The organism is Streptomyces sp. NPDC002156, assembly GCF_053593675.1.
Map to the genome: position 1 here is coordinate 1 of NZ_JBSFDA010000068.1, position 23,795 is coordinate 23,795.

Below are 23,795 nucleotides of genomic sequence, written 5' to 3' on the forward strand. Positions count from 1 at the left end.
CCAGCCCCTCCGGCGTTTGAGGAGCGGGGGTTCGGGGGCGGAGCCCCCGAGGATGGGACGGGTAGGGGCGGCGGGGGCGAAGGAATCCATGCCGCACCCTCAGATCAGCAGGTCCTCCACCTGTGCCTCGCCCTCCCGGTACCGCCGCGCGATCTCCCCGCTGCAGTCGTCCGCCGTCCGCTGCAACCCCTGCCGCCGCCGCGAAACCTGCTGCTCGTACCCCACCAACCTCCCCATCGCCGCCGTAAGCTCCGGATCCGTACGCGCGTCCAGATCCGACAGCTCGACCTCGGCGAGCATCTCCGCCGCCAGCCGCCCGTACTCCTCGCTGTGCGGCGTCCCGAGCGTCACATGCCGGGCCGACGACCGCTGCCGCGCCGGCGCGTCCGTGAGGATCTCCGACAGCCGCTCGACGACCGACCCCTCCCCCACCGCGACCACGGACGTGGGCCCGCGCCGCGCCAGTTCCGCCCGCAGGATGTCGATGCGCCCCTGCAGCAGCCGCCGTACGTAACTGAGGTCGGCCTCGTCCCGCTGGGCGTCCCGGCGCAGGGCGCGCAACTCGGTCAGCCGCAGCACGGTCAGATCGTGCTCGGGCGGATCGGCGGCCAGCAACGAACCGATCGAAGCAGCCGGAGCGGCGGCGGCCGTATGAGGCCGCCCGGTACTCGGTGTGCTCATGTGCCTCTACCGTTCCCTCGACAGGCGAATGGGAGCATCGTGCCACCCCAAGTGGCCGCTATGTGACCGAGTGCCCCCGAACGGCCCCAGATGGGGGCTTAAGGATCAAAAAGAATCCCGCGACAGACCCACCACGTCGGCACGGCATGATGGACGCATGCGTGCAGTGGTGCAGAGGGTGGACGGCGCGAGTGTCGTCGTGGACGGTGAAGTGACCGGAGAGATCACGGGCGAGGGCCTGTGCGTCCTCGTCGGGGTCACGCACGAGGACACGAAGGAGAAGGCGGCCCAACTGGCCCGCAAACTCTGGTCGGTACGCATGCTCGCGGACGAGAAGTCGTGCTCCGACATCGACGCCCCGCTGCTCGTCATCAGCCAGTTCACCCTGTACGGCGACGCCCGCAAGGGCCGCCGCCCGACCTGGAACGCGGCAGCCCCGGGCGACGTCGCCGAGCCCTTGGTCGACGAGGTGGTCGCCCAACTCCGTTCCCTGGGCGCGACGGTGGCGACGGGCCGCTTCGGAGCGCAGATGCGGGTGAGCCTGACGAACGACGGCCCGTTCACCGTCCTGCTGGAGATGTAGGAGCAGTCGTACGGCTGCTACGGCTCGACCACGACCTCCTGCGCGGCCGCAGTCGTATCCGCGACCAGCCGCGCGTCCACCGCCACGTTCCGCTTCACCAGCGCCAGCGCGACCGGACCCAGCTCGTGATGCCGTACGGACGTCGTGATGAAGCCGATCTTGCGGCCGTCGGGCCCGTCGTCCGCGAGCCTCAACTCCGTGCCGGCCGGCGGCAGATGGACCTCGCTGCCGTCCAGGTGCAGGAAGACGAGCCGGCGCGGGGGCTTGCCCAGGTTCTGGACGCGGGCGACCGTCTCCTGCCCCCGGTAGCAGCCCTTCTGCAGATGCACCGCCGTGCCGATCCAGCCCAGCTCGTGCGGGATGGTCCGGTGGTCGGTCTCGAAGCCGAGGCGCGGCCGGTGCTGCTCGACCCGCAGCGCCTCGTACGCCAGCAGCCCCGCCGCAGGCCCGGCCTTCTCGGCGAACGACTCCAGTTCTGCACGCGGCAGGAAGAGATCACGCCCGTACGGGGTCTCCCGTACGGCGACACCGGCCGGAACCTCGGAGATCGCCCCCGCGGGGAGGTGGACGACGGCGAACTCATCTGTCCGGTCGGCGACTTCGACGCGGTAGAAGAACTTCATCGACTCCAGGTAGGCGATCAGCGCCTCCTGGGTGTCCGGCTCCACATGGGCCCAGGTGGTCGTGCCGTCGTCGACGAGATACAGGGCGTGCTCGATGTGACCGTGCGCCGACAGCACCAGCGCCTCGGTGGCCTCGCCCACGGGCAGGTCGCTGACGTGCTGGGTGAGCAGCAGATGCAGCCAGCTCAGCCGGTCGTCACCGGTGACGGTGATCACGCCGCGGTGGGAGAGGTCGACGAATCCGGTGCCCTCGGCGAGGGCACGCTGTTCGCGGAACAGTTCGCCGTAGTGGGCGGCGACGCCTTCGTCCACACCCTCGGCGGGGACGGCGCCGGGCAGGGACAGCAGAGGGCTCTTCATACGCACAAGCCTACGACTCGGTAGTTGAAACCTTGGCAGAGGAAGCCTTGGCGGCCTTCTGCGCGCAGTCCTCGCAGCGCCCGAAGATCGCGAAGTGCTTCATGTCGGTCTCGAACCCGAAGGTGTCCCGCAGCTTGGCGGTGAAGTCCGCGGCGACGGCGACATCCGTCTCGATCACGTTGTCGCAGTCGCGGCAGACGAGGTGGATGTGGTGGTGCCGGTCGGCAAGGTGGTAGGTCGGCGCACCGTGCCCGAGGTGGGCATGGCTGACCAGCCCCAGCTCCTCCAGCAGCTCCAGGGTCCGGTAGACCGTGGAGATGTTGACCCCCGACGCCGTCTTCCGCACTTCCACGAGGATGTCGTCGGGGCTCGCGTGCTCAAGGGTGTCCACGGCTTCGAGCACAAGCTGCCGCTGAGGGGTCAGCCGGTACCCGCGCTGCCTGAGGTCGCTCTTCCAATCGGTGCTCACCACACCACAGAGTCTAGGTCTACTTGAAGAAAGCGATCCCGTCGTCCGGCATGTCGTCCGGCAGGGCCTTCGCCCAGCGTTCGACGTCCTCCGGGGTGACGACCTTCTTCAGCTGGGCCGACATGTACGGGCGCAGCTCGACGTCCGGGGTCTGCTTCTCGCCGACCCACATCAGGTCGCTGTGTACGTACCCGTACAGGCGCTTGCCGCCGCTGTACGGCCCCGAGGCCGCCGTCCGTGCCACGGCGTCGGTCACGATGTCGATCTGGGGCTTCTTGGCGGCCAGCTCGCCGTACCAGACCTCGACGACACCGTCCTGGCGGACCATGACGACCTCGACCTTGCGGTCGGCGTCGATGCGCCAGTACCCGGACTCGGACTCCAGGGGCCTGACCTTGTTGCCGTCGGCGTCCAGCACCCACGAGTGGGAGTGGTACTCCAGGAAGTCACGTCCGTCGTGCGTGAAGGTGACCTCCTGCCCGAAGTTGCACTTCTCGGCACCGGGGAAGTCGTGGACGCCCGCGCCGGCCCACTTGCCGAGCAGGAAGACGAGCGGCACAAGGTCCTTGTGCAGGTCGGACGGGATCTCGATCATGAGCGGCGGTTCCTGCGATTCGTGGTGACGATGATCAGCGCTGACCCTGGTACAGCTTCTTGACCGTCAGACCGGCGAAGGCGAGAACGCCGACGGCGACCAGAACCAGCAGGGCTTCGAAGAATGCCTCAAGCACGGGGTGCTCCTCGGACGATCGGTTGTGTGCACAAGAGCCGGGCCCAAGCTTACGCGGCCTGGGCCCGGCTCTCTCGGCCAGGTGTCGGACGGTCGGATGCGCCGCGCTCAGCCGAGCAGCTGGGCCTGGAGGACCACCGTCTGCTGGAAGGGGACGGCCTCCGCGGTGCCCTTGCGGGACTGGACGATCAGCCCGAGGGTGTCACCCGCCGAGAGGTAGGCCGCGCGGACCTGCTCCGCGCCGTACGGCTTGGTCTCGGCGTAGGGGAAGGCCCGCACGTCGTCGACCGCCGCCTCCACCGGGAACTCCGCGTCCGTCTGCAGCGCGGAGGCGCCCTTGAGCGCGTACTTCGGAGCGTCGTAGCCGAAGATCTTCAGCCAGATGTCGTCCACCACGACCGCCGAGCCGAACCGCAGCAGATACACCGCGGTCCGGGTGCCGTCCGGGGTCGTCCAGCCACGCGCCGCGATATGCCGCAGGCCGTGGTCGACCAGGATCTGGTCGACCGTCTCCCGCTCGCCCTCGGACGCGTACGCCTCCAGGAACGTCTTCTTCGCCAGCCAGCCGTCCGTGCCGCGCAACGCGGCATCGTCCTTGGCTCCCTCGGGCGCAGGCAGGACGAGTTCGCGCAGGTCGGCGTAGTGCGCATTGGCCGCGTTCGCCTCGGCGAAGGGCGCCGGGCTGCCGGAGGGCAGCGGCGGCTTGACGAGCGTCGGGTAGTCCCACCGCCCGTCCGACTCCGTCGCCAGACCCGGTACGTCCGTCCGCTCCATCCGCGTGATGCCGTACGCCGCCGACGCCCCGACCGCCGCGAACACGACGACGGCGGCCGTCCAACGCAGGGCGGCACGCAGGACGCGGCGGTCCTTCTTCACCGGCTTCACCGGGGGCGGGGCGAGGGGCGGCGCCTCGGGCAGAGGGGGCAAGGAAGGCACCACAGGCACCGCGATCTCCTCAGCCTGCTCCGTGGCCTGCTGCTCGGTCATACCGCCTCCCCCGGCTCCGTGATGCGGTCGAGCTGCTCCTTCAGGAACAGCGCGATCGCCTTCGTGTCCATCGGCTTGATCCCGAACGCCCTCGTGGTGATCATGACGTTCCCCTCGTACGCGGAGCAGTACATCGCGTCGAGCTTCTCGTCGGCGTCCGTGGGCGGCAGGAAGCAACGCGCGTTCTTGTGGTCCTTGATCTCCGGCCCCTTGCGGAAGATCGCCATGGCGTCCAGGAACTCGTTCTGGTACGTGGCGAGGTCCCGCGCGGCCCCCTTGTCCATCTGGGACAGCGTGACGTCGACCGTGAAGGCCTGGGCTGCGTAGATGGAGGAGTTGGCCGCGTTCTCCGTGCTCAGGTAGCTGCGCATCACCATGCCGGTGATGTGCTGCTTGTCGATCTCCTTCTCCAGCCGCAGCCGCTGGGAGCGGGGCAGGTCCGCGAGCGCCTGCTTGCGCAGGGCGGTGGCCTGGCCTCCGCTGAGTTCGGCGTCGGAGCCGAACTCGTCCATGTCCGGGCCGCGTCCGTATCCACTGCTGCCGAACGGCAGCAGCATACCGCGCAGCCCCTTCGCCTCTACCGCCTCTACGGCCTTCTCGTCGTCGTCCGTGGCCTTCGGGAACCGCCAGACGGGCGGGCCCGCGTCACGATCGGCGCCCTGAACGGTGACGACGGTCCAGCCGACCCCGCCCGCGACGGCGAGGGCCAGCACCACGGAACCGGCGACGAGGGCCACACGGCCTCGCCGTACGCGCCGCTTCACCGGCGCCGGAGCGGCTTCGGCTTCGGCTTCAGGTGCGGATTCGAGGATTTCGGAGGCCGGGGAGGTCTCAGCGCTCTCAGCGCTCTCAGCGCTCTCCGGGGCCTCGGGGGTCTCGCTCACAGCCGTCCCGCCTGTCGTTCGGCCAGATCCAGGATCTTCCCCTTGGGGATCGGCTTGGTGCTGGAGATCCAGACCTCCATGGCGATGTCACCGCGCCAGGCGTGCGCCACGGCGCTGTAGACCGGCAGGTAGCCGGCCTCCCGCTCGGGCTCGGAGTAGACGTACGCCACGCCGTCGCCCGTGCCGCTGATGGGCCAGCCCCCGGAGCTCGACTGCTCGGCCCAGCCCGCCGCCGCGAGGGTCTCCTCCTGCCGGTACTGCACCAGCAGGATCGCGACGCTGTACGTGGTCCCCTCGGCCCAGCTCGTCACGGCCGCGCGGCGGAACTCGTCGCCGATGAGGTTCTTGAATATGTTGCCGGGCAGCCTGAACCCGTCCGCGTACTCGGAGAGCGACATCCAGCGGCCGTCGTCTCCGGCTTTGTAGGTGCCGTCCCGTGTCCCCTTGGGCCGCTTCAGGAGCAGCTTGCGCAGATCGCCGTCGGTCCTCACCTGCCGGTCCTGCGCGGCCGACAGCGGCTCGGGCCCCTCGCCCTTGGCCTGCGCGAGCACAGCCTGCGAGAGCGGGGGCAACGGGGTGGGCTCACGGTCGGCCTGTACGAGGTAACCGACGCAGGCCCCGGCGACCAGTCCGAGCACGACGGCACCGGCGATCAGCGACGCGGTACGTCTGCCACGCCCGGGTCTGCCTTCGGGTACTTCCACAACGTCCCCCACAACCTCTGAAGCGCGGAGTGCGTCACCGCGCGCACAGGAGACCCATGGCCAACGCCTTGGGTTGCAGGGAAGTTGATTACGATTCGGGCATGGCGAAGAAGCTCGTGATCAAGGTGACCGCGGGGGCCGACGCCCCCGAGCGCTGCTCCCAGGCGTTCACGGTGGCGGCGGTGGCCGTGGCCAGCGGGGTCGAGGTGTCCCTGTGGCTGACCGGGGAGTCGGCGTGGTTCGCGCTGCCGGGACGGGCCGCCGAGTTCGAGCTGCCGCACGCCGCGCCGCTGCCCGACCTGATCGACTCGGTCCTCGCGGCAGGCCGCCTCACCCTGTGCACCCAGTGCGCGGCCCGGCGGGACATCACCGAGAAGGACGTCATCGAGGGCGTACGGATCGCGGGCGCGCAGGTCTTCGTCCAGGAGGCGATGGCCGACGGTACGCAGGCCCTCGTGTACTAGAGCGAGTCGTCCCTGACAGCACCGACGAAGACGGCCCAGGCACCGGCCGCGAGCACAAGGGCGCCTCGACCGGGGTCCTTACTGTCCCGGACGGGGACGACGGCGGGGAGGTTGGGGGCGACTTCGACGCACTCGCCGCCGCTCGTGTTGCTGTAGCTGCTCTTGCGCCACGTCACGCCGGTCACGTCGATGGCTCGCACGGTACTTCCTCCAACAGCCGCAGGATGAACTCCCGCGACCCGGCCGGTGAGAGCGCCAGGTCACGCAACGAATCGTACCTACGTTGCAGCAGTTCAACTGAGGCGTTTTCTTCGGTCAGTTCGCCGCGCAGATCGTTCTCGGTGTAGGCGACCGTACGGCCGTCCAGCAGCCGCAGGAACATCACCGCGGTGTTCATCAAGCCGTGCAGACCAACGCTGAATGGCAGTACCTGGAGGGCGATGTTCGGGCGGTCCGCAGCTTCCGCCAGGAACTCCAACTGCTCACGCCACGCCGTCAGATCACGCAGAGGCGTGCGCAGCACCGCCTCGGAGAGGATGGCGCGGAACGGGGGCGCGTCGTCACCCTCCAGCAGCTTCCGTCGCCCTGCGCGCGCCTCGACCTGCTGATCCAGCTCCTGACTCTTGATCCAGCCCACCGCGAGCGCTTCCCGCACATACCCGTCCGTCTGAAGCAGACCCGGCGGCGCACTCACCGCGTAATGCCACAAGCTCACCGCCTCGGCCTCCAGCATCATGTACCGCCGATACTGCTCCTTGAACTGCGTCGGATCCCCCACCGCCAGTTCCCACAAGGTGAGTACGAGCCCACCCGTCCCGTAATGCTGATCCAGCGCCTGGGCCACCTCAGGGCTCCCCAGCGTCGCCCCGCTCTCCAGCTTGCCGAACAGGGACGCGTCCCAGCCCAGTGTCTCCGCGAGCTGCCGCAGGCTCTCCCCGCGCTCGGCCCGGAGTAAGCGCAGCTCCTCCGCGAACCGTCGCCTGGGCTCCTGGCTCCGCCCGGTGATCACCCTTCTCGACGGCATCGGACTCCTCCTGTGGAATTTATGGAACTTGCGCCTCCAGGCGCCGAACAACCCCCGGTCAGCGGCGTTTTGGCCGCGCGGACGGGTCATGCTCACCTTGAACCCGAATACGCAGAGTAGTACAAACACCGCATTCCGTATAGAAGTTGGATGAAAGGAACGGCACCATGACCACCGAGCCGACGACATCCTTCGAGCCCGGCACCCTCGTCTACGACCCGGCCACGGACAGAGCGGGCGAGTACCGGGACACCATCGGCCCGTACGCGCTGCTGCGCCCCGTCGGCGGCGGCCGTGAGTGGCAGGCCCATCCGGCGTCGCTCACGGCAGCCACGCCCGAACAACGGCTGAGCGCCGGTGTGAGGGCCGCCAACGAGCGTGCCGTACGCGACACTTGGGGCCGCCCGCCCCAGCCGGTGTCCGGCTGCGACACGTGCGCCGAACTGGCTGGGCAGCGGCAGACCGCGCGGGCCGAGTCGGACGCCAGCGCGGTGACCGACGCCGACGTCCTGATGCGCAGGCACCAGCGGGCGGAGCACGGAGGGTGATGCGGCGGATCTTCCGGTACGTGGCGTACACGCTCGTGCAGGACCTCACCGCGTACCCGGAGTACTCCGCGCGCTGTGTCTCGGGGGAGGAGAAGGACTGCGGGGCGGAGTCCGGTATGCGGCCCGGGCCGGGGGAGGTCGAGGAGTGGCAGCGCAGGCACACCCAGGAGACCCGGCACACGCGCTACCGCCGGGTCTTCGCGGACTACGCGGTCATGGAGCCGGCCGAGGGGCCCGCCGGTCCGCCCCCGGGCCTGGAACCGGCGCGCATGACGCCGCCCGCACGCCACGACAGAGGTTCACCCGGTTGAGTTGATCCCCGGCGAACCCACCACTCCCCCGCATCCCGTCACTACGCTGATGCACTCACTCGTAACTGAAAGTGACCAATGGGGGCTCCATGCCGAAGCTTCGCCGTGTCGTAGCGTGGTTCATCGACTTCGCACTGGTGGTCGCGGGGGCCTCGGCCCTCGCCGTGCTCACCTTCCACCGCGTGTCCGCGCTCGTCACCGACGTGCCGGCCCTGGCGGCACGCGGCGGCCTGGAACTGCTCATGTCGCGCGGCGCCTTCATCGACGCGTCGGCGGAACTCGGTCTCGCGCTGTGGAACAAGTCGGTCCTGTACGTGGAGCAGGCCTTCGTCCTGCTGATCCTCGGCACGTTCCTCTACCAGTGGGCCGCACTGGCGTTCACGGGCAGCACCATCGGCAAGGCTCTGCTCGGCCTGAAGGTCGCCCCGGTCGCCCCGGTCGCCTTGGCCGCCCCGCGCCGTGCGCTTCTGCGGGCCGCGGTCACCACCACGGCGGACGTCGCCGTCTACGCGCTGGCCTGCGTCCTGCTGTTCGAGGGCCAGTTCGTGCTCTCGACGCTGGTCTGGGCGACGGCCGTGCTCTTCTTCGTCGGCAACGCCCTGCCCGTGCTCTCCCCCAGCCGCCGCTCCCTGGCCGACCGACTGGCGGGCACGGCCGTCACGGGGATCGAGTTCGGCCGCGGCAACCGGGGCTGATCAGGGTGTGGCCTGCGTCCACAGGCAGAAGGGGTGTCCCGACGGGTCCAGCAGGACTCGTACGTCCTCCTGGGGCTGGTACTCGTGGAGGCGGGCGCCCTCCGACACCGCCCTCGCCGTCTCCCCCGCCAGGTCGTCGACCTCGATGTCCAGGTGGAGCATCATCTGCTGGTCGCCGGGGTTTCGGGTGGGCCAGACCGGTGGGACGTACGCGCGTTCCGTCTCGAAGGCGAGGGAGATGCCCTCGGTGCCGGGCGGTGGGCCGATGAGCACCCAGTCGGGTTCCTCGCTGCGGATCTCGTAGCCGAGGAGGCGGAGGTAGAAGCCGGCCAGTTCGTGCGCGTCGTGCGCGTCCAGCACCACGGTGGACACTCTCGTACCCGTACGTCCCACAGGGGCCCTCCCCGTCTACTGCTGTCGCCGCTTCTTGCCGTCCAGCTCGTCCCACCACTCGTCGGACTTGGGGTCGCCGGACGGGTCGTCCCACCAGCGGTCGTCCGGGCCGCGGCGGTTGGCGGTCATCGCCGCCAGGGGCGGGATCACCATCGCCACCAGACACATGCCGACCGCCACCGGCATCGACCACAGGCGTACGACTGACCAGGCCAAGACGAAGAGCGTGATGCAGGTGCCCATCATGGCGAAGTACACGTGCCGGCGACGTGCGTACATACGTCCAGGGTAGGCCCGTACACGGGGAACATGGCGAAGGGCCGTACCCCGGAACCTACGGGGTACGGCCCTTCGGACACCGGGTGTCAGACGGCGATCGCGACCTCGGCGAGGCCGCCCGTCTGGGCGACGACCGTGCGGTCCGCCGTGCCGCCGGGGACGAGGGCCCGGACGGTCCACGTGCCCTCGGCCGCGTAGAAGCGGAACTGTCCGGTCGCCGAGGTCGGGACCTCGGCGGTGAACTCGCCGGTCGAGTCCAGCAGGCGGACGTATCCGACCACCGGCTCGCCGTCGCGGGTCACCTGACCCTGGATCGTGGTCTCACCGGGCTTGATCGTCGAGGCGTCCGGGCCGCCGGCCTTCGCTCCACACATGTCTTACTCCAAGAGGGGTCTGACCGGACGGCAGGAAGGCCGGTCGGGGTGTACGGGGTTCGCTTACTTGTTGGCGCCGAGCTCGATCGGTACGCCGACCAGGCTGCCGTACTCGGTCCAGGAGCCGTCGTAGTTCTTGACGTTCTCCACGCCGAGCAGCTCGTGCAGGACGAACCAGGTGAGCGCGGAACGCTCACCGATGCGGCAGTACGCGATGGTGTCCTTGGCGAGGTCCACCTGCTCGTCGGCGTAGAGCTCCTTCAGCTCGTCGTCCGACTTGAAGGTGCCGTCGTCGTTGGCGTTCTTCGACCACGGGATGTTGCGGGCGGACGGGACGTGGCCCGGACGCTGCGACTGCTCCTGCGGGAGGTGGGCAGGCGCGAGCAGCTTGCCGCTGAACTCGTCGGGCGAGCGGACGTCGACCAGGTTCTGCGAGCCGATCGCGGCGACCACGTCGTCGCGGAAGGCACGGATGGACTTGTCCTGCGGCTTGGCCTTGTAGTCCGTGGCGGGACGCGAGGGGACCTCTTCCACGAGCTCGCGGGCGTCCAGCTCCCACTTCTTGCGGCCGCCGTCGAGCAGCTTGACGCTGTCGTGGCCGTACAGCTTGAAGTACCAGTAGGCGTACGAGGCGAACCAGTTGTTGTTGCCGCCGTAGAGGACGACCAGGGTGTCGTTGCCGATGCCCTTCGCCGAGAGGAGCTTCTCGAAGCCCTCCTGGTCGATGAAGTCACGGCGGACCGGGTCCTGGAGGTCCTTGGTCCAGTCGATCCGGATGGCGTTGCGGATGTGGTTCTTCTCGTAGGCGGACGTGTCCTCGTCCACCTCGACGATGGCGATGTCGGCGTTGTCGAGGTTGGCCTCGACCCAGTCGGCGTCGACCAGTACGTCGCTGCGGCTCATGCTGTTTCTCCTCCGGGGCAGTTGCGGGGGCAGGTGTGGCAGGGGGTGCGACTGGCGCACAGGGCCCTTGGGTGAGGGCGCCGGGGATACGGAAGGGGGGCGGGCCGTTGAGGCCGCGCGCTTCCGCTCAGAAAGGGCGACAGAGCATGGCGGCGACGCGGCACAGGTCTACTGCCCGCCGCTTCGTGAGGTCCGCCTGTCGCTGCATAGCGTCGATCGTAGGGACGGATTGCCGGGGATGTCACCGGCATGTCGCATGGTGAGATGCGATCGTCCACAATGTGGGATACGAGGGGGGAGGGGTGCCCTCGCCGCAGGGGTGCGGGCCGAGGCGGCGGGCATGCGCCCATCACCCATCTGCTGTACGGACGGTCCCGTCTCGCCAGTTGGACGCCCTCGTCCCGGGCGGCAGTTGTCGGCCTGACGCGTCCTACCCCGCCAGGCTGACGTTCGAACCCTTCACCGAGATGTCCACACCGGTCTTCCCCGCCTCGACCGAGTCCAGCTCGATGCCGCCGGGCAGGCCCTCGATCTTCTGCTCGAAGTCGGCGATCGACTGGACCTCGGCGTCGGCGAGCTGGACGTCGGCGTCCAGGCTGGGGATCGAGTCGGCGCGCACCCGGACGGTGTTCCCGTCGACGACGGTGACGCTGCTGAGCAGGTACACGGGCTGCTTCAGGGTGCTCACCTCGACGGCGACCTTGATCTTGCCGTTGCCGCCGTCGGAGAGGCCGACGACCTTCGCGGTGATGCCCAGCGGCAGCTGGGTCTCCTGCGCGTTGGCGGCCTTGAGGAGCTGGTCGTAGGAGATCGTCGCGCTGCCGGTGGCGGTGGCCGCGGTGGCGGAGCTGTAGTCGCCGGTGAACTCGACGCCGCGCATCTGGGCGGTCAGGTCGTCGATGCGGATGTTCTGGCCGGAGACCCCGGTGGCGGCCTCGTAGTCCTTGATGCCGACCTCGACGTCGTCCAGTTCCCCGCCGGCGACCTGGGTGAGGAAGGGGAAGCCCTTGATCGACACGTCCGGGGTGGTGGCCAGACCCTCGCTGACCTTGAGGCGGTCCGCGACCTCGTCCTCCGCGAAGCCGACGGCGACGCGGTCGGCGATCACGAAGAGGCCGCCGAGGACGACGGCCACGATGAGGAGAATTCGGAATGCACGCATGCTCGCGACGGTACCCGGGGGCGGGCGCGGTAGGGGGCGGGGTGCGGAGGTTGTAGATCAGGTGTGACGTTTCCCCAGCGCCGCCAGCGCCGCCAGCGCCACCGGGACGCGGTCCAGCACCGGGAACGGCACGAGGCCGTAGTGGTAGAAGTCCACGGCGTCCGCACCGCCCGGCCCGGTGGCCGCGATGGTCTTGGCCGCGAGGTGCTCGGCGGAGGTGGTGTCGGGGGCTCCCGGCCGCAGCACCACGCGCAGGGCGCAGGAGTCGGGGAGTACGTCCCGATAGGCGGCGGTGTCGGCCGCGACCCGCTCGGCGTCCCGCGCGTACGCGAGGACCACGTATCCGGGGACCACCGCGCCGACCGCCGCCGGGTCGACCCCGATCCGCCAGGCCTCGTCGACGGCGAGGGCGCCTGTCGGACGGCCGTCCGCGTAGCCCTTGACCGCACCGGCCAGATCGAGGAAGAGCAGCTGGGAACCCTCGTCGGCGACTGCGTCGGCGACGGTCGCCGCCAGCGAGGTGACGGTGGCGAGGCGGGTACGGACGTAGGCGGAGAGGGGGGCGGGGAGCGCGTCGATGGCCGTCAGCTCGGCGAGGTGCGGATCCGCGCCGTCCAGCACCCGGCCGACCAGCCGTGCGGCCTCGGTGCGGGCCGCGTCCGGGTCGGCTCCCGCGGCCCTGGCCCGGGCCGCGCAGTGGGCGCAGAAGCACAGGCCCAGGAGGAAGTCCTCCAGCGAGCCCAGGGGGACGAAGCTGCGTTCGTGGTGGTAGCCGTGGCCGAAGGTGCCGTAGTGCAGGGACTCGGCGACCACCGCGTCCACGCCCTGGCGGGCCACCGCGCGGGCCAGGGCGAGGGCGTACGCCCTTACGTCGGGGTGGGCCGGGCACAGGTCGGCCGGGGCGGCCCGGTCGCCGAAGCAGTTCTGCTGGGTGACGTCGGGGTGGGCCAGGCCGAGGGTGGTGTTGTGCAGGAAGACGGTCCAGCCGTGCAGCGCGGCTCCCCGCTCGGCCGTCAGTCGCCGTATCTCGTGGAGCGGCTCCTCCGCCGCCCCCGGCTGCGTGGGCGGGGCCAGACGCAGCCCTTCGAACAGGTCGGCGGGCGGGACGAAGTGGGCGCCGTCCCCGCGCAGGGTGACCCGGGCCGGGCCGTGCGGGGTGACGTCGCGGGCGCGGTGGTAGGCGGCGGCGACGGTGAGGGTGTCGCAGCCGTAGGTGTTCAGGACGCGGTCCAGGACGGTGGTGGGGCCCTCGGCTCGTAGGTCCTCCACGAAGACGTACGCGGACGCCGGGGGCGTCGGGGGCGTCGGGGGCGTCGGGGGCGTCGGGGGCGTCGGGGGCGTCGGGGGCGCCGTGGCCGTCGGGGGCGCCATGGACGCCGAAGGAGTCTGGGGCGCCGCAGGAGTCTGGGGCGCCGCAGGAGTCGCGGACACCGCAGGAGTCGCGGACGTCATTGGAGTCGAGGGCGTCGGCGGCGGCGTCGTCGGCGAATCCATCGTGCGGCTCCTTCGGGGGCTCAGTGGCCGTTGTCCTTGTCCCTGGCTCGGGAGGAGCCGAGGACGTGGGAGATCTCCAGGCCGGTCCGGACGACCATCGGGCCGACCTCGCGGACCCGGGTCGGCGTCATCCGGGTGGTGAGGCCGGAGACGCTGACCGCCCCGACCGCCGCGTCGGTGTGGTCGAAGACCGGCGCGGCCACGCACCGCACCTCCGGCTCGTTCTCGCGGTCGTCGATGGCGTAGCCCTCGCGCCGGACCCGGTCCAGTTCGGCGCGCAGGCGTTGCGGGTCGGTCGTCGTGTGCGGGGTGACCGGGGGCATCCCGGCGGCGACCACGACCTGGAACTCCTCCTCGCCCAGCCAGGCGAGGATCGCCTTGCCCACGGCCGTGCGGTACGCGGGAACCCGGCTGCCGACCCGGGACGCCATCCGGACGTTGGTCTCGTTCTCCACCTTGTCGATGTAGACGATGTCCGGCGGCTGGTAGACGACGAGATGGCAGGTCTCCCCGACCGCGTGCTGGAGCAGCCGCAGCGGTTCCGTCGCCACGGTCCGCAGATCCAGCGAGGACAGATAGGACTGGCCGAGCCGCAGCGTGCCGTGGCCGAGCCGGAACCAGCCCGTCTCGCGGTCGCGGACCAGCAGGTCGGCGTCGATGAGGGGGGCGGCCAGCCGGAGCACCGTGCTCTTGTTGATGGCGAGATCCTCGGCGAGCCGGGTGAGCGAGATGCCCCGGCCGGGGCCCGCGTGGTCGCGCACGTGCTCCAGGACGGTGAGCGCGCGGCGCAGCGACGAGGACTGGTTGCGGCGGGCCGGCGAGCCCGGGGTCGGGGTGTCGGTCATGTCGTACTCCTCGGCAGCAGTCCGCGGGCGACCGTGTCGCGGGCGGCGGCCAGGTGGCGTCCTGCGCGGGCGAGCGAGATCTCGTGGTGGCCGGGGAAGAGGGCGTCGACGTCCAGGGCCGCCAGCCTGGTCAGACTCGCCGCGTACTCGGGTACTCGGCAGTCGTGCAGATTCTGGAGGGAGATACGGCCTCCGGTGAAGACGCAGTCCCCGGAGAAGAGGGCGGTGTAGTCCGGGGTGCGCAGGTGGTAGCAGGTGTGGCCGTCGGCGTGGCCCGGTGTCGCGATCGCGCGCAGTACGACCCCGCCGCCGAGGTCGATCTCCTCGTCGTCGGCGATGGCCTCGACCGTGGGGCAGGGGGTGAAGGTGTAGTCGGGTGGGTAGTAGCCGGCGGCCTTGCCCTTGTCGAGGCTGATGCCCTTCTCGTCGCCGGTCGCGATCCAGTGCGTGGCGGCTGCGCCGGCTCGTACGTTCAACTCGGGCCAGCGGGTGGCTAGTTCGGCTGCGCCGCCTGCGTGGTCGGCGTGGGCGTGGGTGAGGAGGAGGTGGTGCGGTTGGTCCAGGTCCAGGTCCAGGGGGAGGGGTGTGTTTCCTGCTCCTGCGTCGATCAGGGCGGTGTGCCTGGCGCCCTGTACGAGGTAGGCGTGGCAGTCCAGGGGGTCGGTCAGGTCGAAACCGTATGCTCCGCTGGCTACCAGGGTTACGTGGGGGGTCAGGCGCATGTGGGGGGCCTTTCCGATGGTGGGCGGGTGCGGGTGCGTTGTGGCTGGTCGCGCCCCGCGGCGGAGCCGCAAATAGACACAGCCCCGCGCCCCTTAAGGGTCGCTATCACCACCCTCGTTACCAGTTCCACCTCTTTCACCTCCACCGACTCCTCCGCCGCGTGTGCGTCCTCCACCCTTCCCGGGCCGAAGACCACCGACGGGATCCCGGCGCCCGCCAGCTTGCTGGCGTCCGTGCCGAAAGGCATGCCCTGTACCTCGTACGGGTGGCCGTGTTCGCGGAGCGCCTCGCACAACGCGGTGACGATGTCCGCGTCGGATGCCGTTTCCAGGGCCGGGTCCACCGTGAACGGTGGGTCCACCTCGGCGCCCAGGGCGGCCAGTTCGGTCCGGTCGGCCTGCCAGACGGTGTCCAGGTCTTCGCCCGGAAGGGTGCGGCGGTCGATGTCCGCCTCGCACACTCCCGGGATCGTGTTGGGGCCCGTGCCGCCCCGGATACGGGTGACCGTGCGGGTCGCCGGGCCGAGGAGGAGGTGGGGAGGGGCAGTTGGGGCGTGGGCGGCCAGGTGGGCGATGACCGGCGCCATCAGCGTGATCGCGTTCACCGCCTCCTCGGGGCGTGAACTGTGTCCGGCCCGGCCCCTCGTACGGACCGTGTAGCGCACGACCCCCTTGTGCGCGACCGCCGGGACCAGTCCCGTCGGTTCGCCTACGATCGCGCCCACAACCGCGCGGTCGGCCAGCGTCTCCAGCAAGTGCAGGACACCCCGGTACGCGTGCTCCTCGTCGCAGACCCCCGCCAGTACGACCGTGCGCGGCGGCGGCTCCCCTGCCGCGAGTTCGGCGACGGCCAGCATGAACGCCGCCAGCGGGCCCTTCGCGTCGCAGGCGCCGCGCCCGTACAGCCGGCCGTCCCGGATCTCCCCCGCGTACGGGTCGACGGTCATGCCGTCCGTCTCCACCGTGTCGAGGTGGGACTCCAGCAGGACCGCCTCCGCGCTCCGGCCCGGCACGACGGCCACGACGTTGTGGCGGCCCGGCAGGACCTCGTACAACTCGGCCCGTACGCCCCGCTGTCGCAGCCAGTCCCGGACGTACTCCGCGACGGCCGTCTCACCTCCGTCGCCCGGCCCGCCACGGGGGTTGACGCTCGGGATGCGCACCAGGTCCCGCAGCAACCCCTCGACCTCCGTCGTCATGTACGGCGCTCCCTCGCGTACACCAGCAGCAGACCCATGATCAGCAGGCCGAGGACCACCTGCCGTACGCCCTCCGAGAGGTTCCAGGAGGTGAGGAGTGCGGTCAGGAGGGTGAGGAGGAGGGCACCGCCGACCGTGCCGAGGAGGTGGCCACGTCCGCCGAGGATGGAGGTGCCGCCCAGCACCACCGAGGCGATCGACAGGAGCTGGTACGGGTTTCCCATGGTCAGCGAGCTGGTGCCGGTGAAGCCGAGCAACACCAGGCCCGCCACTCCCGCCAGCACCGCGCAGGCCGTGTACGCGATGAACGCCGTCGTGACCAGTGGCACCCCGGACGCCCTGGCCGCGTCCTCGCCGGCGCCGAGCGCGAAGGCGTACCGGCCCGTGCGGGACATGTGCAGCAGCCAGAACGCGGCGGCCGTGAGCGCCAGCCACAGCACGAACGCCCAAGGGACGCCGAAGAGGCGGTCGTTGGCCAGCGCGTCCAGCAGCGGCACCTGGGCCGAGCTGGGCGAACCGTCCGTGTACACCAGCAGGGCACCGGCCAGGATCGTGCCGCTGGCGAGGGTCATCACCATCGGCGGCACCCGCAGCCACACCACACCGGCCGCGTTCACCGCACCGACCAGCGCGCACAGCAGCAGCGCCACCGCGATGCCCGTCGCGCCGCCGCCCGTACCGGAGGCGACCTTGGCGCACACCACCGCCGACAGGGCGACCACGCCCGACACCGACAGGTCGATGCCGCTCATCATGACGACGAGGGTCTGGCCGACTGCGACGATGCCCAGGAACGACGCCGTCTGCACCAGGTAGCGGAAGTTGGCGAGGCTGTCGAAGCCGTCCGCGAACAGGACGGCCGCGAGCCAGGTGACCCCGAGCACGCCGAACGCCCAGGCCGCACGACTCCCGCGCAGCGCGGCCACCGATACAGCAAGGCTGCTCATACGGCCGCCTCCCTCGTGAGGTACGTCTTCAGGGCGAGCGCGACGACGAGGATCACGCCCTGCGCGACGAGTTGGTAGAACGGCGAGATGCCGGTGAAGAGCAGCAGGTTGGTCAGCAGGCCGATCACCAGTGCTCCCAGCACCGTGCCGCGCATCCGGCCGACCCCGCCGAAGAAGCTGATGCCGCCGAGTACGGCGGCGGCGATGGAGTTGAGGGTGTACGGGGCGCCGATCGTCGGATCCGCCGAACCGGTCTGGACGGCCAGTCCGATCCCGGCGAGCCCGGTGAACGCGCCGGCCAGCGCGTACCCCGAGATCTTCACCGCCCGGGTGTGCAGACCGCTGGCGTAGGCGCCGTACTCGTTGCCGCCTACGGCGTAGAGCGCGAGGCCGTGGCGAGTCGTGCGCAGGAGTTTCCAGCCGACGAGCACTACGGCTACGGCCACTGCGGGCAGCGCGACCCCGTTCCAGCCGTTGTTGTACGCGTCGACCAGGCCGCCGGGCACCGTCCCGCCCGGTTGGGGCAGCACCACGAGGGTGACCCCGCCCCAGAGGAACGACGCGGCGAGCGTCACGACGATCGGGGGCAGTCCGGCGTACGCGACGAGCGTGCCGTTGACGGCTCCGGCGGCGACGGCGACGAGGAGTGCGAGTGCAGCCGCCGTGATCACTCCGCCCGTGCCCTGGGCGTCGTACGTCGCGAACACGGCCATGGCGAGGCCGAGCACCGCGCCCAGCGACAGGTCGATCCCGCCGAGCAGCATGACCGTCGTCTGTCCGGCCGCCGCCAGGATCAGGGGCAGGAACTGGGCGGACAGGATGGTGATCGACGCGGGGGTGAGGAGAGTCGAGTCGTAGTGCTGGTAGGCGACCAGCAGCACGAGCAGCAGGGCGGCCAGGGCGAGGAGGTCGGTGTTGCCGCGCGCGGCACCCGCGATGCGCTCACGCACGGACCACGCTCCCGGTGCCGTCGGCAGTAGTGCCCATGACGGACGCCCTGACCAGGCGTTCCTCGGTCAGCTCGGGTCCGCTGAGGCGGTCGACGACCGTCCCCTCGTACAGGACGGCGACCTCGTCGCACAGGCCGACCAGTTCCATGGTGTCTCCGGAGGTGACGAGCACCGCGAGGCCGTCGTCGGCCAGGCGGCGCAGCAGATGGTAGATCTCGCGCTTCGTCCCGATGTCGATGCCCCGGGTCGGCTCGGCGAGCAGCAGGACACGGGGTCCGGTCGGCAGCCACTTGGCCAGCGCGACCTTCTGCTGGTTGCCGCCGGAGAGCCGCCGTACCTCCTGGGTCGGGGAAGCCGCCTTCACCTGCAGCCGCCCAATCAACTCCTCGACCAGTGCGGCCTCGGCGCCCCGCGAGACGGTGGTGAGCCGCCGGGCCGGGGCGAGTTCGCGCATGCTGGGCAGTACGAGGTTGTCGCGCACGCTGCGTACGGTGTGGACGCCCTCGATCTTGCGGTCCTCGGGCACGTACGCGATCCGGTGCCGGATGGCGTCCCGGGGAGAGGCGAGGCGGACCGGACGGCCGTCGTGGGTGACACTCCCGGTGTGCCGGACCAGCCCGAACAGGGCCCGCAGCACCTCGCGTTGGCCCTGCCCCTGGAGGCCGCCGAGTCCGGTGATCCGCCCGGGGACGAGGTCGAGGTCGATGCCGGAGCAGGCTCGGGGGACGGTGAGACCACGGACCTGGAGGAGGGGTTCGGGGGCGCTGACGGAGCCGGGGGGTGCGGTGGACGCCCGCGCGCCGGTCGCCGGCGCACCGGGCAAGGCAGCAGGCCCTCCGCCCGGAGTGGCGGCCAGGGCGGCCTCCCCGTCCGTGCCGCCCGCGGCGGACGGACCTCGGGGGCCTGCGCCGGCCGCCCAGACCGTCGCCGCTCCACAACCCGCCTTCGGCGGAAACAGGTCCGACAGTTCCCGTCCCACCATCAGCCGTACGACGTCGTCGTGATCCGTATCCTCCCGCTCCCGCGTCGCGGTGACCGCCCCGTCCTTCAGGACCGTCAACCGGTCGCTGATGGCGAAGAGTTCGGCCATGCGATGGCTCACGAAGATCGCCGAGCCGCCCCCCTCACGCAGCTCACGAACGACCCGGAACACGGCGGCCACCTGGTCCTCGTCCAGTGCCGAGGTGGCCTCGTCGAGGATGAGGAGGCGGGGGTCGCCCGCCAACGCCTTTGCCAGTTCGACCAGTTGCTGCCGGCCCAGGGGCAGCCGGCCGGCCCGGGTGCGCGGGTCGACGTCCAGGCCGACCCGCGCGAGCAACGGCTCGGCGCGGGCCGCGAGGTCCCGGGCCCGGACCAGGCCCCGCCGGGAGGGCCAGGATCCGAGGAAGACGTTCTCCGCGACGCTCTGGTGCGGGTTGAGGCTCAGCTCCTGGTGCACGGAGCCGATCCCGGCGGCCCGGGCGCGGTGGGGAGACCACGCCCGGGCGACCGGGGCGCCGTCGAAGACGACGCGGCCCGAGTCCGGTGTCAGGAGCCCGGTGATCAGGGAGAGCACGGTGGACTTGCCGGCGCCGTTCTCCCCGACCAGCGCCAGCACCTCCCCGGGCCCGACCTCGAAACTCACGTCCGTGAGCACCCGGTTGCCCGCGAACGACTTCGACACCTTCTCCACGCTCAGCAGCGCCACGGTCGTCACCCGCTCACTTGCCGATGAGCTTGTCGATCTCGGACTGGGAGATGTCGTTGATCGGGTAGGAGTCGTCCGGCTGGTCCGGCTTGGCGTACTGGGTGAGGTTGTCGTCGGTGATCTCGGGCAGCGGGACGGTGATGTCCTGCGGGACGGACGTGCCCTCCCGCTTGGCTATCGCCGCCTCCAGGGCGATCACGGACAGGTAGTTGGGCTGGGCGGTGGCGATGGAGGAGAAACCTTCCTTCTGCTTGCTCTGCCACAGCTTCAGGAAGCCGTTGTAGTTCTCGCCGGTGATCGGGACGAGCTTCTTGTCCTGCTTGACCAGCGTCTGGAGCGCCGCCGCCGACAGCGCCCCACCCTGCGAGAACACGCCGTCGATGTCCGAGTGGGCGGAGTAGGCGGAGGCGAAGGCCTGTGCGGCCGGGGCGAGGTTGTACTCGCTGTGCACATTGCTGACGATCTTGATGTCCGGGTACTTCTTGAACACCGCCTCGGCGCCCGACCAGCGGTCCTCGCTCACCGCGACCCCGGCGGGCCCGTTCATGGCGATGATGCTGCCCTTGCCGTCCAGCTTCTTCGCCAGCCAGGTGGCCATCATCGCGCCCCAGGCCTTCTGGTCCGTCCCGACCCGGATCACCTTCGTGCTGGTCGGGAGGGAGTCGAAGGCCACGACCGTGATCCCGGCGGCGACAGCCTGCTCAAGCGCCGGGTTCAACGCGGTGGACGAGCCCGCGTCGACGAGGATCACGTCGTACTTCTGCTGGATCATGGCGCGGATCTGCGCGATCTGCTGCGAGGTGTCGCCGTTGGCGTTGAACGTCTCGAACGCCGACACCTTCCCGCTCGACTTCAGCTTGTCCACGTCGGTCTGCAGCATCTTCAGCGTCTGCTGCATCCACGACGGGGTGAGGTAGATGGTCGACCAGCCGACCTTGAGGTTCTTGGCCTGCGCGGCGCCCGAGGCACTGTCACTGGCGCCGGCGGCGGTGTCGCTGTCGGACTGGACGTTGCACGCGGCGACGCCGGCCAGCGCACAGAGGGTGGCGGCGACCGCCACCGCACCGCGTACGGAACGTGCGTTCATCGAAGTTCCTCGAATCCCTCGAAGGGTGTCCGGGCCCGTCGAAGGGCCCGGATGACGGGTGAGTGGGGGTGAGGACCGGTCTGTTGAGAGGGGAACGTAGGAGGTACGCACAGCCGAGCACTACATCTGCAATACAAAATTTCGCATTGCACAACACACGTGCTCGGAGGGACTGTTGGCGGGACTGCTCGGGCATGCAAAAAGGCGGACCCGAAGCGCCGAACGCTCCAGATCCGCCTCCGATCCGCCCCGCCGGGCAGTCGGCTCCTCAGGTCCTCAGGTCAACGCCCGCCCGACCAGATACACCGCCGGAGCAGCCGCCGCCAACGGCAGCGCAACCCCGGCCGTGAAGTGCACGAACCGCGACGGGTAGTCGTAGCTGGCCACCCGGTGTCCGACGAGCGCGCAGACGCCCGCCGCCACCCCGAGGAACGCGCCCTCACCGCCCAGCCCCGTCATCCCGCCGACCGCGACCCCGGCCCCCGCGGCCGCCAGCAGGGCGACGGCCACCGAGGCGGCCGTCGGCAACGGCAGCGCACGAGCGAGTACGGCCACGGCGACCGCGGCCGCCCCGACGCTCACCGCGTCCGGGTCCGCCGCGAGGTGACCGGCCGCGATGATCGTCAGCGCCGCCGAGGCGACCGTCGCCATCAGGCCGGACATCCGGGTGTCCGGATCCGCGTGGGACCGGAGCTGCAGGACCAGGGTCAGCAGGACCCAGACAGCGAGCGTGCCGAGGATCGCCGCAGGACCGTTCTCGCGCCCCGCCGCCAGCAGCGCCACGTCCGCCGTGAGCCCGCCCGCGAAGGCGAGGGCGATGCCCTGCCGGGCCGGCCACATGCCGTTCAGCCGGAACCAGCCGGCCGCGGTCACCGCCTGGAGGACGACGAGCGGCACGACCAGCGCGTACGACCCGATGGCCGCCGTACCGGACAGGAGCAGTCCCAGCACCGCCGTGAGGGCGGCGGGCTGCATCCCGGGCTCGATGATCGGCGAACGTCCTTCGAGGCGGGCCCGCTGCGCGTCGGTGATCCGGGCGTTGCCCGCGACCGTGGCAGGCCCGTACCCGGCGGTGTCCCCGGCAGCGTTCTGCGGCGGCAGGTACGGAGTCTCCGGCGCCTCGGCCACCGCGGCCGGGGCAACCTGGGGAGCCTGCACCGGGGCCTGCATCTGGGTCTCCCAGGTCTGGCCCTGCCACTGCTGCGTGTACTGCTGCGCCTGCGCCTCGTCGTACGCCTGCTGCTGCCCGGGCCAGGCCTGCGCCTGGGGCTGCTGTTGCTGCTGTTGTTGGTGCTGCTGCTGATACGGGTCGTAACCCTGGTTCTGGGTCTGGTTCTGGTTCTGGTACGCGTCGCCGTACTGGCCGTCGTACTGACCGTCGTACTGCTGCCCATACGGCTGCTGCTGGTCGCTCATAGCCCTGCGCTCACCCTCCTGCGAACGGCGGGAGCACCTCGACCGTGCCGCCCTCGGCCAGCCGTACCGTCTCATGTTCGCGGGTGCCCACGGGGTCACCGTCGATGAGGAACGAGCATCGGCGCAGGACGCGGACGAGTTCGCCGGGGTGTCGCTCGCGGACCTCGTCGAGCGCCTCGGCGAGGGTGGCCGCGTCGTACGGCTCCTCGGCGACCCCGGCCGCGGCCTTCGCGGCGGCCCAGTAGCGCACCGTGACCTTTGGCATCTCTGCTTCCTCAATCAATCGGCTGTGACAGCACTCAGGCTAGCCCGCCTGTGCGACCGCCCAGTCCCCGATGCGCCGCAACAGCTCGTCGGCCGACGCGTGCTCCGCGTGGCCCATCCCCGGCTCCAGCCACAGTTCGGCCGCGTCACCCGCCGCCTCGGCGAGCATTCGCGGGTGGTCCACCGGGAAGTAGCCGTCCCGGTCGCCGTGGACGATGAGGAGCGGGGTCGGCGCGATCCGGGGCACCGCCTCCACCGGGGAGAGGGGTACGGGGTTCCAGTCGCGGTGGTGGATGCGCGTACGGAGGCCGTAGCGGCCCACCAGGCGGCCCTCGGGGCGGGTCACCAGCCAGTGCACGCGGCGCATGGGAGCCGTACCCCGGTAGTACCAACGGGCCGGCGCACTCACCGAAACCACGGCGTCCGACATCGCGTCCGTGCGCCCCTCGTGCTTCGGCCCGTACAACGCCGCGTGCCGGAGCACGACCGAGCCGCCCATCGAGAAGCCGACCGTGGCGACCCGGGTGTGCCCGAGTTCACGTGCCCAGCGGACCGCGGCGGCGAGGTCGAGGACCTCGCGGTCGCCGACCGTCGAACGTCCGCCCGAGGCGCCGTGGCCCCGGAAGGAGAACGTCACCACGGCGCCGTACTGCGCGAACGCCTCCGCCACTCGTCGAACGTGCGGGCGGTCCACATCGCCCGTGAAACCGTGCGCGACGACGAACGCCAGATGATCGGAAGATGGCGTCGAAGCGTCGTATACAACGCCTCCCGGCTCGTATACGGCATCGATCGTCACCCCGTCGTCGGTGCTCAGAAACCTCCGCAGAGGGGTGCGATCAGCCGTCTCAGAGTTCGGGACGGCGAAAGATCGCGTCACATGACCTGCCGGACCAGTGCTCATGTGGGCTATTCTGCTGGGCAGAGGACTCGGGCAGCGTAGCCCCCGAGTCCTTTTGTGCTTTCGAATGCGTTGTATACGAAGCGGAAAACGCAAGGTGACCGCGGGT

The 23,795-nt window shown here is 70.5% G+C and carries 31 protein-coding genes; 5 read left to right on the top strand and 26 right to left on the bottom strand.

Features of this window, described 5'->3' with window-relative positions:
- Positions 1–99: 99 nt before the first annotated feature.
- Positions 100–681 carry an RsiG family protein gene (locus tag ACWCRB_RS25695; protein WP_369036182.1) on the bottom strand — a complete coding sequence of 194 codons (582 nt, stop codon included), beginning with the start codon at positions 679–681 and terminating at the stop codon, positions 100–102.
- A gap of 157 nt (positions 682–838) precedes the next feature.
- Here ACWCRB_RS25695 and dtd point away from each other — a divergent pair, with 157 nt between their 5' ends.
- On the top strand, positions 839–1,264 hold the full coding sequence (dtd, locus tag ACWCRB_RS25700) for a D-aminoacyl-tRNA deacylase (protein WP_369036181.1): 426 nt from the start codon (positions 839–841) through the stop codon (positions 1,262–1,264).
- Between the two features lie 17 nt (positions 1,265–1,281).
- Here the strand turns inward: dtd and ygfZ are convergent, their stop codons facing one another.
- The 6 genes from ygfZ to ACWCRB_RS25730 form a co-directional block, all read right to left on the bottom strand.
- Entirely contained in the window at positions 1,282–2,247 is a 966-nt protein-coding gene (gene ygfZ, locus ACWCRB_RS25705) for a CAF17-like 4Fe-4S cluster assembly/insertion protein YgfZ (protein ID WP_450998277.1), read from the bottom strand.
- A gap of 10 nt (positions 2,248–2,257) precedes the next feature.
- On the bottom strand, positions 2,258–2,719 hold the full coding sequence (locus ACWCRB_RS25710) for a Fur family transcriptional regulator (protein ID WP_450998278.1): 462 nt from the start codon (positions 2,717–2,719) through the stop codon (positions 2,258–2,260).
- Positions 2,720–2,735: 16 nt separating this feature from the next.
- A complete protein-coding gene (locus ACWCRB_RS25715) occupies positions 2,736–3,311 on the bottom strand; it encodes an FABP family protein (RefSeq protein WP_450998279.1) in 576 nt (191 codons plus the stop codon).
- Positions 3,312–3,554: 243 nt separating this feature from the next.
- Positions 3,555–4,433, bottom strand: coding sequence for a hypothetical protein (locus ACWCRB_RS25720; protein ID WP_450998280.1), 879 nt, complete (start codon positions 4,431–4,433; stop codon positions 3,555–3,557).
- Entirely contained in the window at positions 4,430–5,317 is an 888-nt protein-coding gene (locus ACWCRB_RS25725) for a hypothetical protein (RefSeq protein ID WP_450998281.1), read from the bottom strand. Before ACWCRB_RS25725 ends, ACWCRB_RS25720 begins: the two co-directional genes overlap by 4 nt.
- Entirely contained in the window at positions 5,314–6,021 is a 708-nt protein-coding gene (locus tag ACWCRB_RS25730) for a hypothetical protein (protein ID WP_450998282.1), read from the bottom strand. Before ACWCRB_RS25730 ends, ACWCRB_RS25725 begins: the two co-directional genes overlap by 4 nt.
- 101 nt (positions 6,022–6,122) lie before the next feature.
- Here ACWCRB_RS25730 and ACWCRB_RS25735 point away from each other — a divergent pair, with 101 nt between their 5' ends.
- A complete protein-coding gene (locus ACWCRB_RS25735) occupies positions 6,123–6,485 on the top strand; it encodes a DsrE family protein (protein WP_235477124.1) in 363 nt (120 codons plus the stop codon).
- On the opposite strand, the gene ACWCRB_RS25740 is transcribed toward ACWCRB_RS25735, so the two are convergent.
- Both ACWCRB_RS25740 and ACWCRB_RS25745 read right to left on the bottom strand, forming a co-directional pair.
- Complete coding sequence (locus ACWCRB_RS25740; RefSeq protein ID WP_450998283.1) at positions 6,482–6,685, bottom strand: DUF397 domain-containing protein; 204 nt, start codon at positions 6,683–6,685, stop codon at positions 6,482–6,484. The two genes, ACWCRB_RS25735 and ACWCRB_RS25740, sit on opposite strands and share 4 nt — an antisense overlap.
- The gene (locus ACWCRB_RS25745) at positions 6,667–7,509 is read right to left on the bottom strand and encodes a helix-turn-helix domain-containing protein (RefSeq protein WP_450998319.1); all 843 of its coding nucleotides are present in this window, start codon (positions 7,507–7,509) and stop codon (positions 6,667–6,669) included. Before ACWCRB_RS25745 ends, ACWCRB_RS25740 begins: the two co-directional genes overlap by 19 nt.
- A 167-nt stretch (positions 7,510–7,676) precedes the next feature.
- On the opposite strand from ACWCRB_RS25745, the gene ACWCRB_RS25750 reads away from it, so the two are divergent.
- The 3 genes from ACWCRB_RS25750 (at position 7,677) to ACWCRB_RS25760 (ending at position 9,063) form a co-directional block, all read left to right on the top strand.
- Complete coding sequence (locus ACWCRB_RS25750) at positions 7,677–8,057, top strand: hypothetical protein (RefSeq protein ID WP_450998284.1); 381 nt, start codon at positions 7,677–7,679, stop codon at positions 8,055–8,057.
- Positions 8,057–8,368, top strand: coding sequence for a DUF7848 domain-containing protein (locus ACWCRB_RS25755; protein WP_450998285.1), 312 nt, complete (start codon positions 8,057–8,059; stop codon positions 8,366–8,368). The genes ACWCRB_RS25750 and ACWCRB_RS25755 overlap by 1 nt, the downstream gene beginning before the upstream one ends.
- Before the next feature lie 89 nt (positions 8,369–8,457).
- Positions 8,458–9,063: an RDD family protein gene (locus ACWCRB_RS25760; protein ID WP_450998286.1), complete on the top strand. Its 606-nt coding sequence runs from the start codon at positions 8,458–8,460 to the stop codon at positions 9,061–9,063.
- Here the strand turns inward: ACWCRB_RS25760 and ACWCRB_RS25765 are convergent, their stop codons facing one another.
- From ACWCRB_RS25765 to ACWCRB_RS25845, 17 genes are all read right to left on the bottom strand, one after another.
- A complete protein-coding gene (locus tag ACWCRB_RS25765) occupies positions 9,064–9,426 on the bottom strand; it encodes a VOC family protein (protein ID WP_450998320.1) in 363 nt (120 codons plus the stop codon).
- A gap of 45 nt (positions 9,427–9,471) precedes the next feature.
- Complete coding sequence (locus tag ACWCRB_RS25770; RefSeq protein ID WP_450998287.1) at positions 9,472–9,735, bottom strand: DUF3099 domain-containing protein; 264 nt, start codon at positions 9,733–9,735, stop codon at positions 9,472–9,474.
- 86 nt (positions 9,736–9,821) lie between these two features.
- Positions 9,822–10,109 (bottom strand): DUF1416 domain-containing protein, encoded by a 288-nt coding sequence (locus ACWCRB_RS25775; RefSeq protein WP_093780197.1) that lies wholly within the window; start codon positions 10,107–10,109, stop codon positions 9,822–9,824.
- Positions 10,110–10,172: 63 nt separating this feature from the next.
- Entirely contained in the window at positions 10,173–11,012 is an 840-nt protein-coding gene (locus ACWCRB_RS25780) for a sulfurtransferase (RefSeq protein WP_450998288.1), read from the bottom strand.
- 127 nt (positions 11,013–11,139) lie between these two features.
- The gene (locus tag ACWCRB_RS25785) at positions 11,140–11,220 is read right to left on the bottom strand and encodes an Ms5788A family Cys-rich leader peptide (protein WP_351335063.1); all 81 of its coding nucleotides are present in this window, start codon (positions 11,218–11,220) and stop codon (positions 11,140–11,142) included.
- Positions 11,221–11,442: 222 nt separating this feature from the next.
- On the bottom strand, positions 11,443–12,174 hold the full coding sequence (locus ACWCRB_RS25790; RefSeq protein ID WP_450998289.1) for an LmeA family phospholipid-binding protein: 732 nt from the start codon (positions 12,172–12,174) through the stop codon (positions 11,443–11,445).
- A 57-nt stretch (positions 12,175–12,231) separates the two neighbouring features.
- The gene (locus ACWCRB_RS25795; RefSeq protein WP_450998290.1) at positions 12,232–13,545 is read right to left on the bottom strand and encodes a hypothetical protein; all 1,314 of its coding nucleotides are present in this window, start codon (positions 13,543–13,545) and stop codon (positions 12,232–12,234) included.
- A 143-nt stretch (positions 13,546–13,688) separates the two neighbouring features.
- The gene (locus ACWCRB_RS25800) at positions 13,689–14,513 is read right to left on the bottom strand and encodes an IclR family transcriptional regulator (protein ID WP_369036167.1); all 825 of its coding nucleotides are present in this window, start codon (positions 14,511–14,513) and stop codon (positions 13,689–13,691) included.
- Positions 14,510–15,235, bottom strand: coding sequence for an MBL fold metallo-hydrolase (locus tag ACWCRB_RS25805; protein ID WP_450998291.1), 726 nt, complete (start codon positions 15,233–15,235; stop codon positions 14,510–14,512). The genes ACWCRB_RS25800 and ACWCRB_RS25805 overlap by 4 nt, the downstream gene beginning before the upstream one ends.
- A complete protein-coding gene (locus ACWCRB_RS25810; RefSeq protein WP_450998292.1) occupies positions 15,226–16,434 on the bottom strand; it encodes a M20 family metallopeptidase in 1,209 nt (402 codons plus the stop codon). The genes ACWCRB_RS25805 and ACWCRB_RS25810 overlap by 10 nt, the downstream gene beginning before the upstream one ends.
- Positions 16,431–17,381 carry an ABC transporter permease gene (locus ACWCRB_RS25815; protein ID WP_450998293.1) on the bottom strand — a complete coding sequence of 317 codons (951 nt, stop codon included), beginning with the start codon at positions 17,379–17,381 and terminating at the stop codon, positions 16,431–16,433. Before ACWCRB_RS25815 ends, ACWCRB_RS25810 begins: the two co-directional genes overlap by 4 nt.
- A complete protein-coding gene (locus ACWCRB_RS25820) occupies positions 17,378–18,331 on the bottom strand; it encodes an ABC transporter permease (RefSeq protein ID WP_450998294.1) in 954 nt (317 codons plus the stop codon). Before ACWCRB_RS25820 ends, ACWCRB_RS25815 begins: the two co-directional genes overlap by 4 nt.
- Positions 18,324–20,027, bottom strand: coding sequence for an ATP-binding cassette domain-containing protein (locus tag ACWCRB_RS25825; protein WP_450998295.1), 1,704 nt, complete (start codon positions 20,025–20,027; stop codon positions 18,324–18,326). Before ACWCRB_RS25825 ends, ACWCRB_RS25820 begins: the two co-directional genes overlap by 8 nt.
- A gap of 4 nt (positions 20,028–20,031) precedes the next feature.
- Positions 20,032–21,105 carry a substrate-binding domain-containing protein gene (locus ACWCRB_RS25830; RefSeq protein WP_450998296.1) on the bottom strand — a complete coding sequence of 358 codons (1,074 nt, stop codon included), beginning with the start codon at positions 21,103–21,105 and terminating at the stop codon, positions 20,032–20,034.
- A 276-nt stretch (positions 21,106–21,381) separates the two neighbouring features.
- Entirely contained in the window at positions 21,382–22,521 is a 1,140-nt protein-coding gene (locus ACWCRB_RS25835; protein ID WP_450998297.1) for a hypothetical protein, read from the bottom strand.
- A gap of 10 nt (positions 22,522–22,531) precedes the next feature.
- On the bottom strand, positions 22,532–22,786 hold the full coding sequence (locus tag ACWCRB_RS25840) for a MoaD/ThiS family protein (protein WP_235477113.1): 255 nt from the start codon (positions 22,784–22,786) through the stop codon (positions 22,532–22,534).
- A gap of 39 nt (positions 22,787–22,825) precedes the next feature.
- On the bottom strand, positions 22,826–23,689 hold the full coding sequence (locus ACWCRB_RS25845; RefSeq protein ID WP_450998298.1) for an alpha/beta hydrolase: 864 nt from the start codon (positions 23,687–23,689) through the stop codon (positions 22,826–22,828).
- Positions 23,690–23,795: the final 106 nt, after the last annotated feature.

Bases quoted from the DNA above. Each gene is read 5' to 3' on its own strand.
- ACWCRB_RS25800 (WP_369036167.1), bottom strand. From the start codon at position 14,513: ATGACCGACACCCCGACCCCGGGCTCGCCGGCCCGCCGCAACCAGTCC.
- ACWCRB_RS25835 (WP_450998297.1), bottom strand. From the start codon at position 22,521: ATGAGCGACCAGCAGCAGCCGTATGGGCAGCAGTACGACGGTCAGTAC.
- ACWCRB_RS25745 (WP_450998319.1), bottom strand. From the start codon at position 7,509: ATGCCGTCGAGAAGGGTGATCACCGGGCGGAGCCAGGAGCCCAGGCGA.
- ACWCRB_RS25770 (WP_450998287.1), bottom strand. From the start codon at position 9,735: ATGTACGCACGTCGCCGGCACGTGTACTTCGCCATGATGGGCACCTGC.
- ACWCRB_RS25805 (WP_450998291.1), bottom strand. From the start codon at position 15,235: ATGCGCCTGACCCCCCACGTAACCCTGGTAGCCAGCGGAGCATACGGT.
- ACWCRB_RS25760 (WP_450998286.1), top strand. From the start codon at position 8,458: ATGCCGAAGCTTCGCCGTGTCGTAGCGTGGTTCATCGACTTCGCACTG.
- ACWCRB_RS25795 (WP_450998290.1), bottom strand. From the start codon at position 13,545: ATGGCGCCCCCGACGGCCACGGCGCCCCCGACGCCCCCGACGCCCCCG.
- ACWCRB_RS25810 (WP_450998292.1), bottom strand. From the start codon at position 16,434: ATGACGACGGAGGTCGAGGGGTTGCTGCGGGACCTGGTGCGCATCCCG.
- ACWCRB_RS25815 (WP_450998293.1), bottom strand. From the start codon at position 17,381: ATGAGCAGCCTTGCTGTATCGGTGGCCGCGCTGCGCGGGAGTCGTGCG.
- ACWCRB_RS25735 (WP_235477124.1), top strand. From the start codon at position 6,123: ATGGCGAAGAAGCTCGTGATCAAGGTGACCGCGGGGGCCGACGCCCCC.
- ACWCRB_RS25695 (WP_369036182.1), bottom strand. From the start codon at position 681: ATGAGCACACCGAGTACCGGGCGGCCTCATACGGCCGCCGCCGCTCCG.
- ACWCRB_RS25840 (WP_235477113.1), bottom strand. From the start codon at position 22,786: ATGCCAAAGGTCACGGTGCGCTACTGGGCCGCCGCGAAGGCCGCGGCC.
- ACWCRB_RS25720 (WP_450998280.1), bottom strand. From the start codon at position 4,433: ATGACCGAGCAGCAGGCCACGGAGCAGGCTGAGGAGATCGCGGTGCCT.
- ACWCRB_RS25750 (WP_450998284.1), top strand. From the start codon at position 7,677: ATGACCACCGAGCCGACGACATCCTTCGAGCCCGGCACCCTCGTCTAC.
- dtd (WP_369036181.1), top strand. From the start codon at position 839: ATGCGTGCAGTGGTGCAGAGGGTGGACGGCGCGAGTGTCGTCGTGGAC.
- ygfZ (WP_450998277.1), bottom strand. From the start codon at position 2,247: ATGAAGAGCCCTCTGCTGTCCCTGCCCGGCGCCGTCCCCGCCGAGGGT.
- ACWCRB_RS25780 (WP_450998288.1), bottom strand. From the start codon at position 11,012: ATGAGCCGCAGCGACGTACTGGTCGACGCCGACTGGGTCGAGGCCAAC.
- ACWCRB_RS25755 (WP_450998285.1), top strand. From the start codon at position 8,057: ATGCGGCGGATCTTCCGGTACGTGGCGTACACGCTCGTGCAGGACCTC.
- ACWCRB_RS25785 (WP_351335063.1), bottom strand. From the start codon at position 11,220: ATGCAGCGACAGGCGGACCTCACGAAGCGGCGGGCAGTAGACCTGTGC.
- ACWCRB_RS25830 (WP_450998296.1), bottom strand. From the start codon at position 21,105: ATGAACGCACGTTCCGTACGCGGTGCGGTGGCGGTCGCCGCCACCCTC.
- ACWCRB_RS25715 (WP_450998279.1), bottom strand. From the start codon at position 3,311: ATGATCGAGATCCCGTCCGACCTGCACAAGGACCTTGTGCCGCTCGTC.
- ACWCRB_RS25775 (WP_093780197.1), bottom strand. From the start codon at position 10,109: ATGTGTGGAGCGAAGGCCGGCGGCCCGGACGCCTCGACGATCAAGCCC.
- ACWCRB_RS25845 (WP_450998298.1), bottom strand. From the start codon at position 23,689: ATGAGCACTGGTCCGGCAGGTCATGTGACGCGATCTTTCGCCGTCCCG.
- ACWCRB_RS25790 (WP_450998289.1), bottom strand. From the start codon at position 12,174: ATGCGTGCATTCCGAATTCTCCTCATCGTGGCCGTCGTCCTCGGCGGC.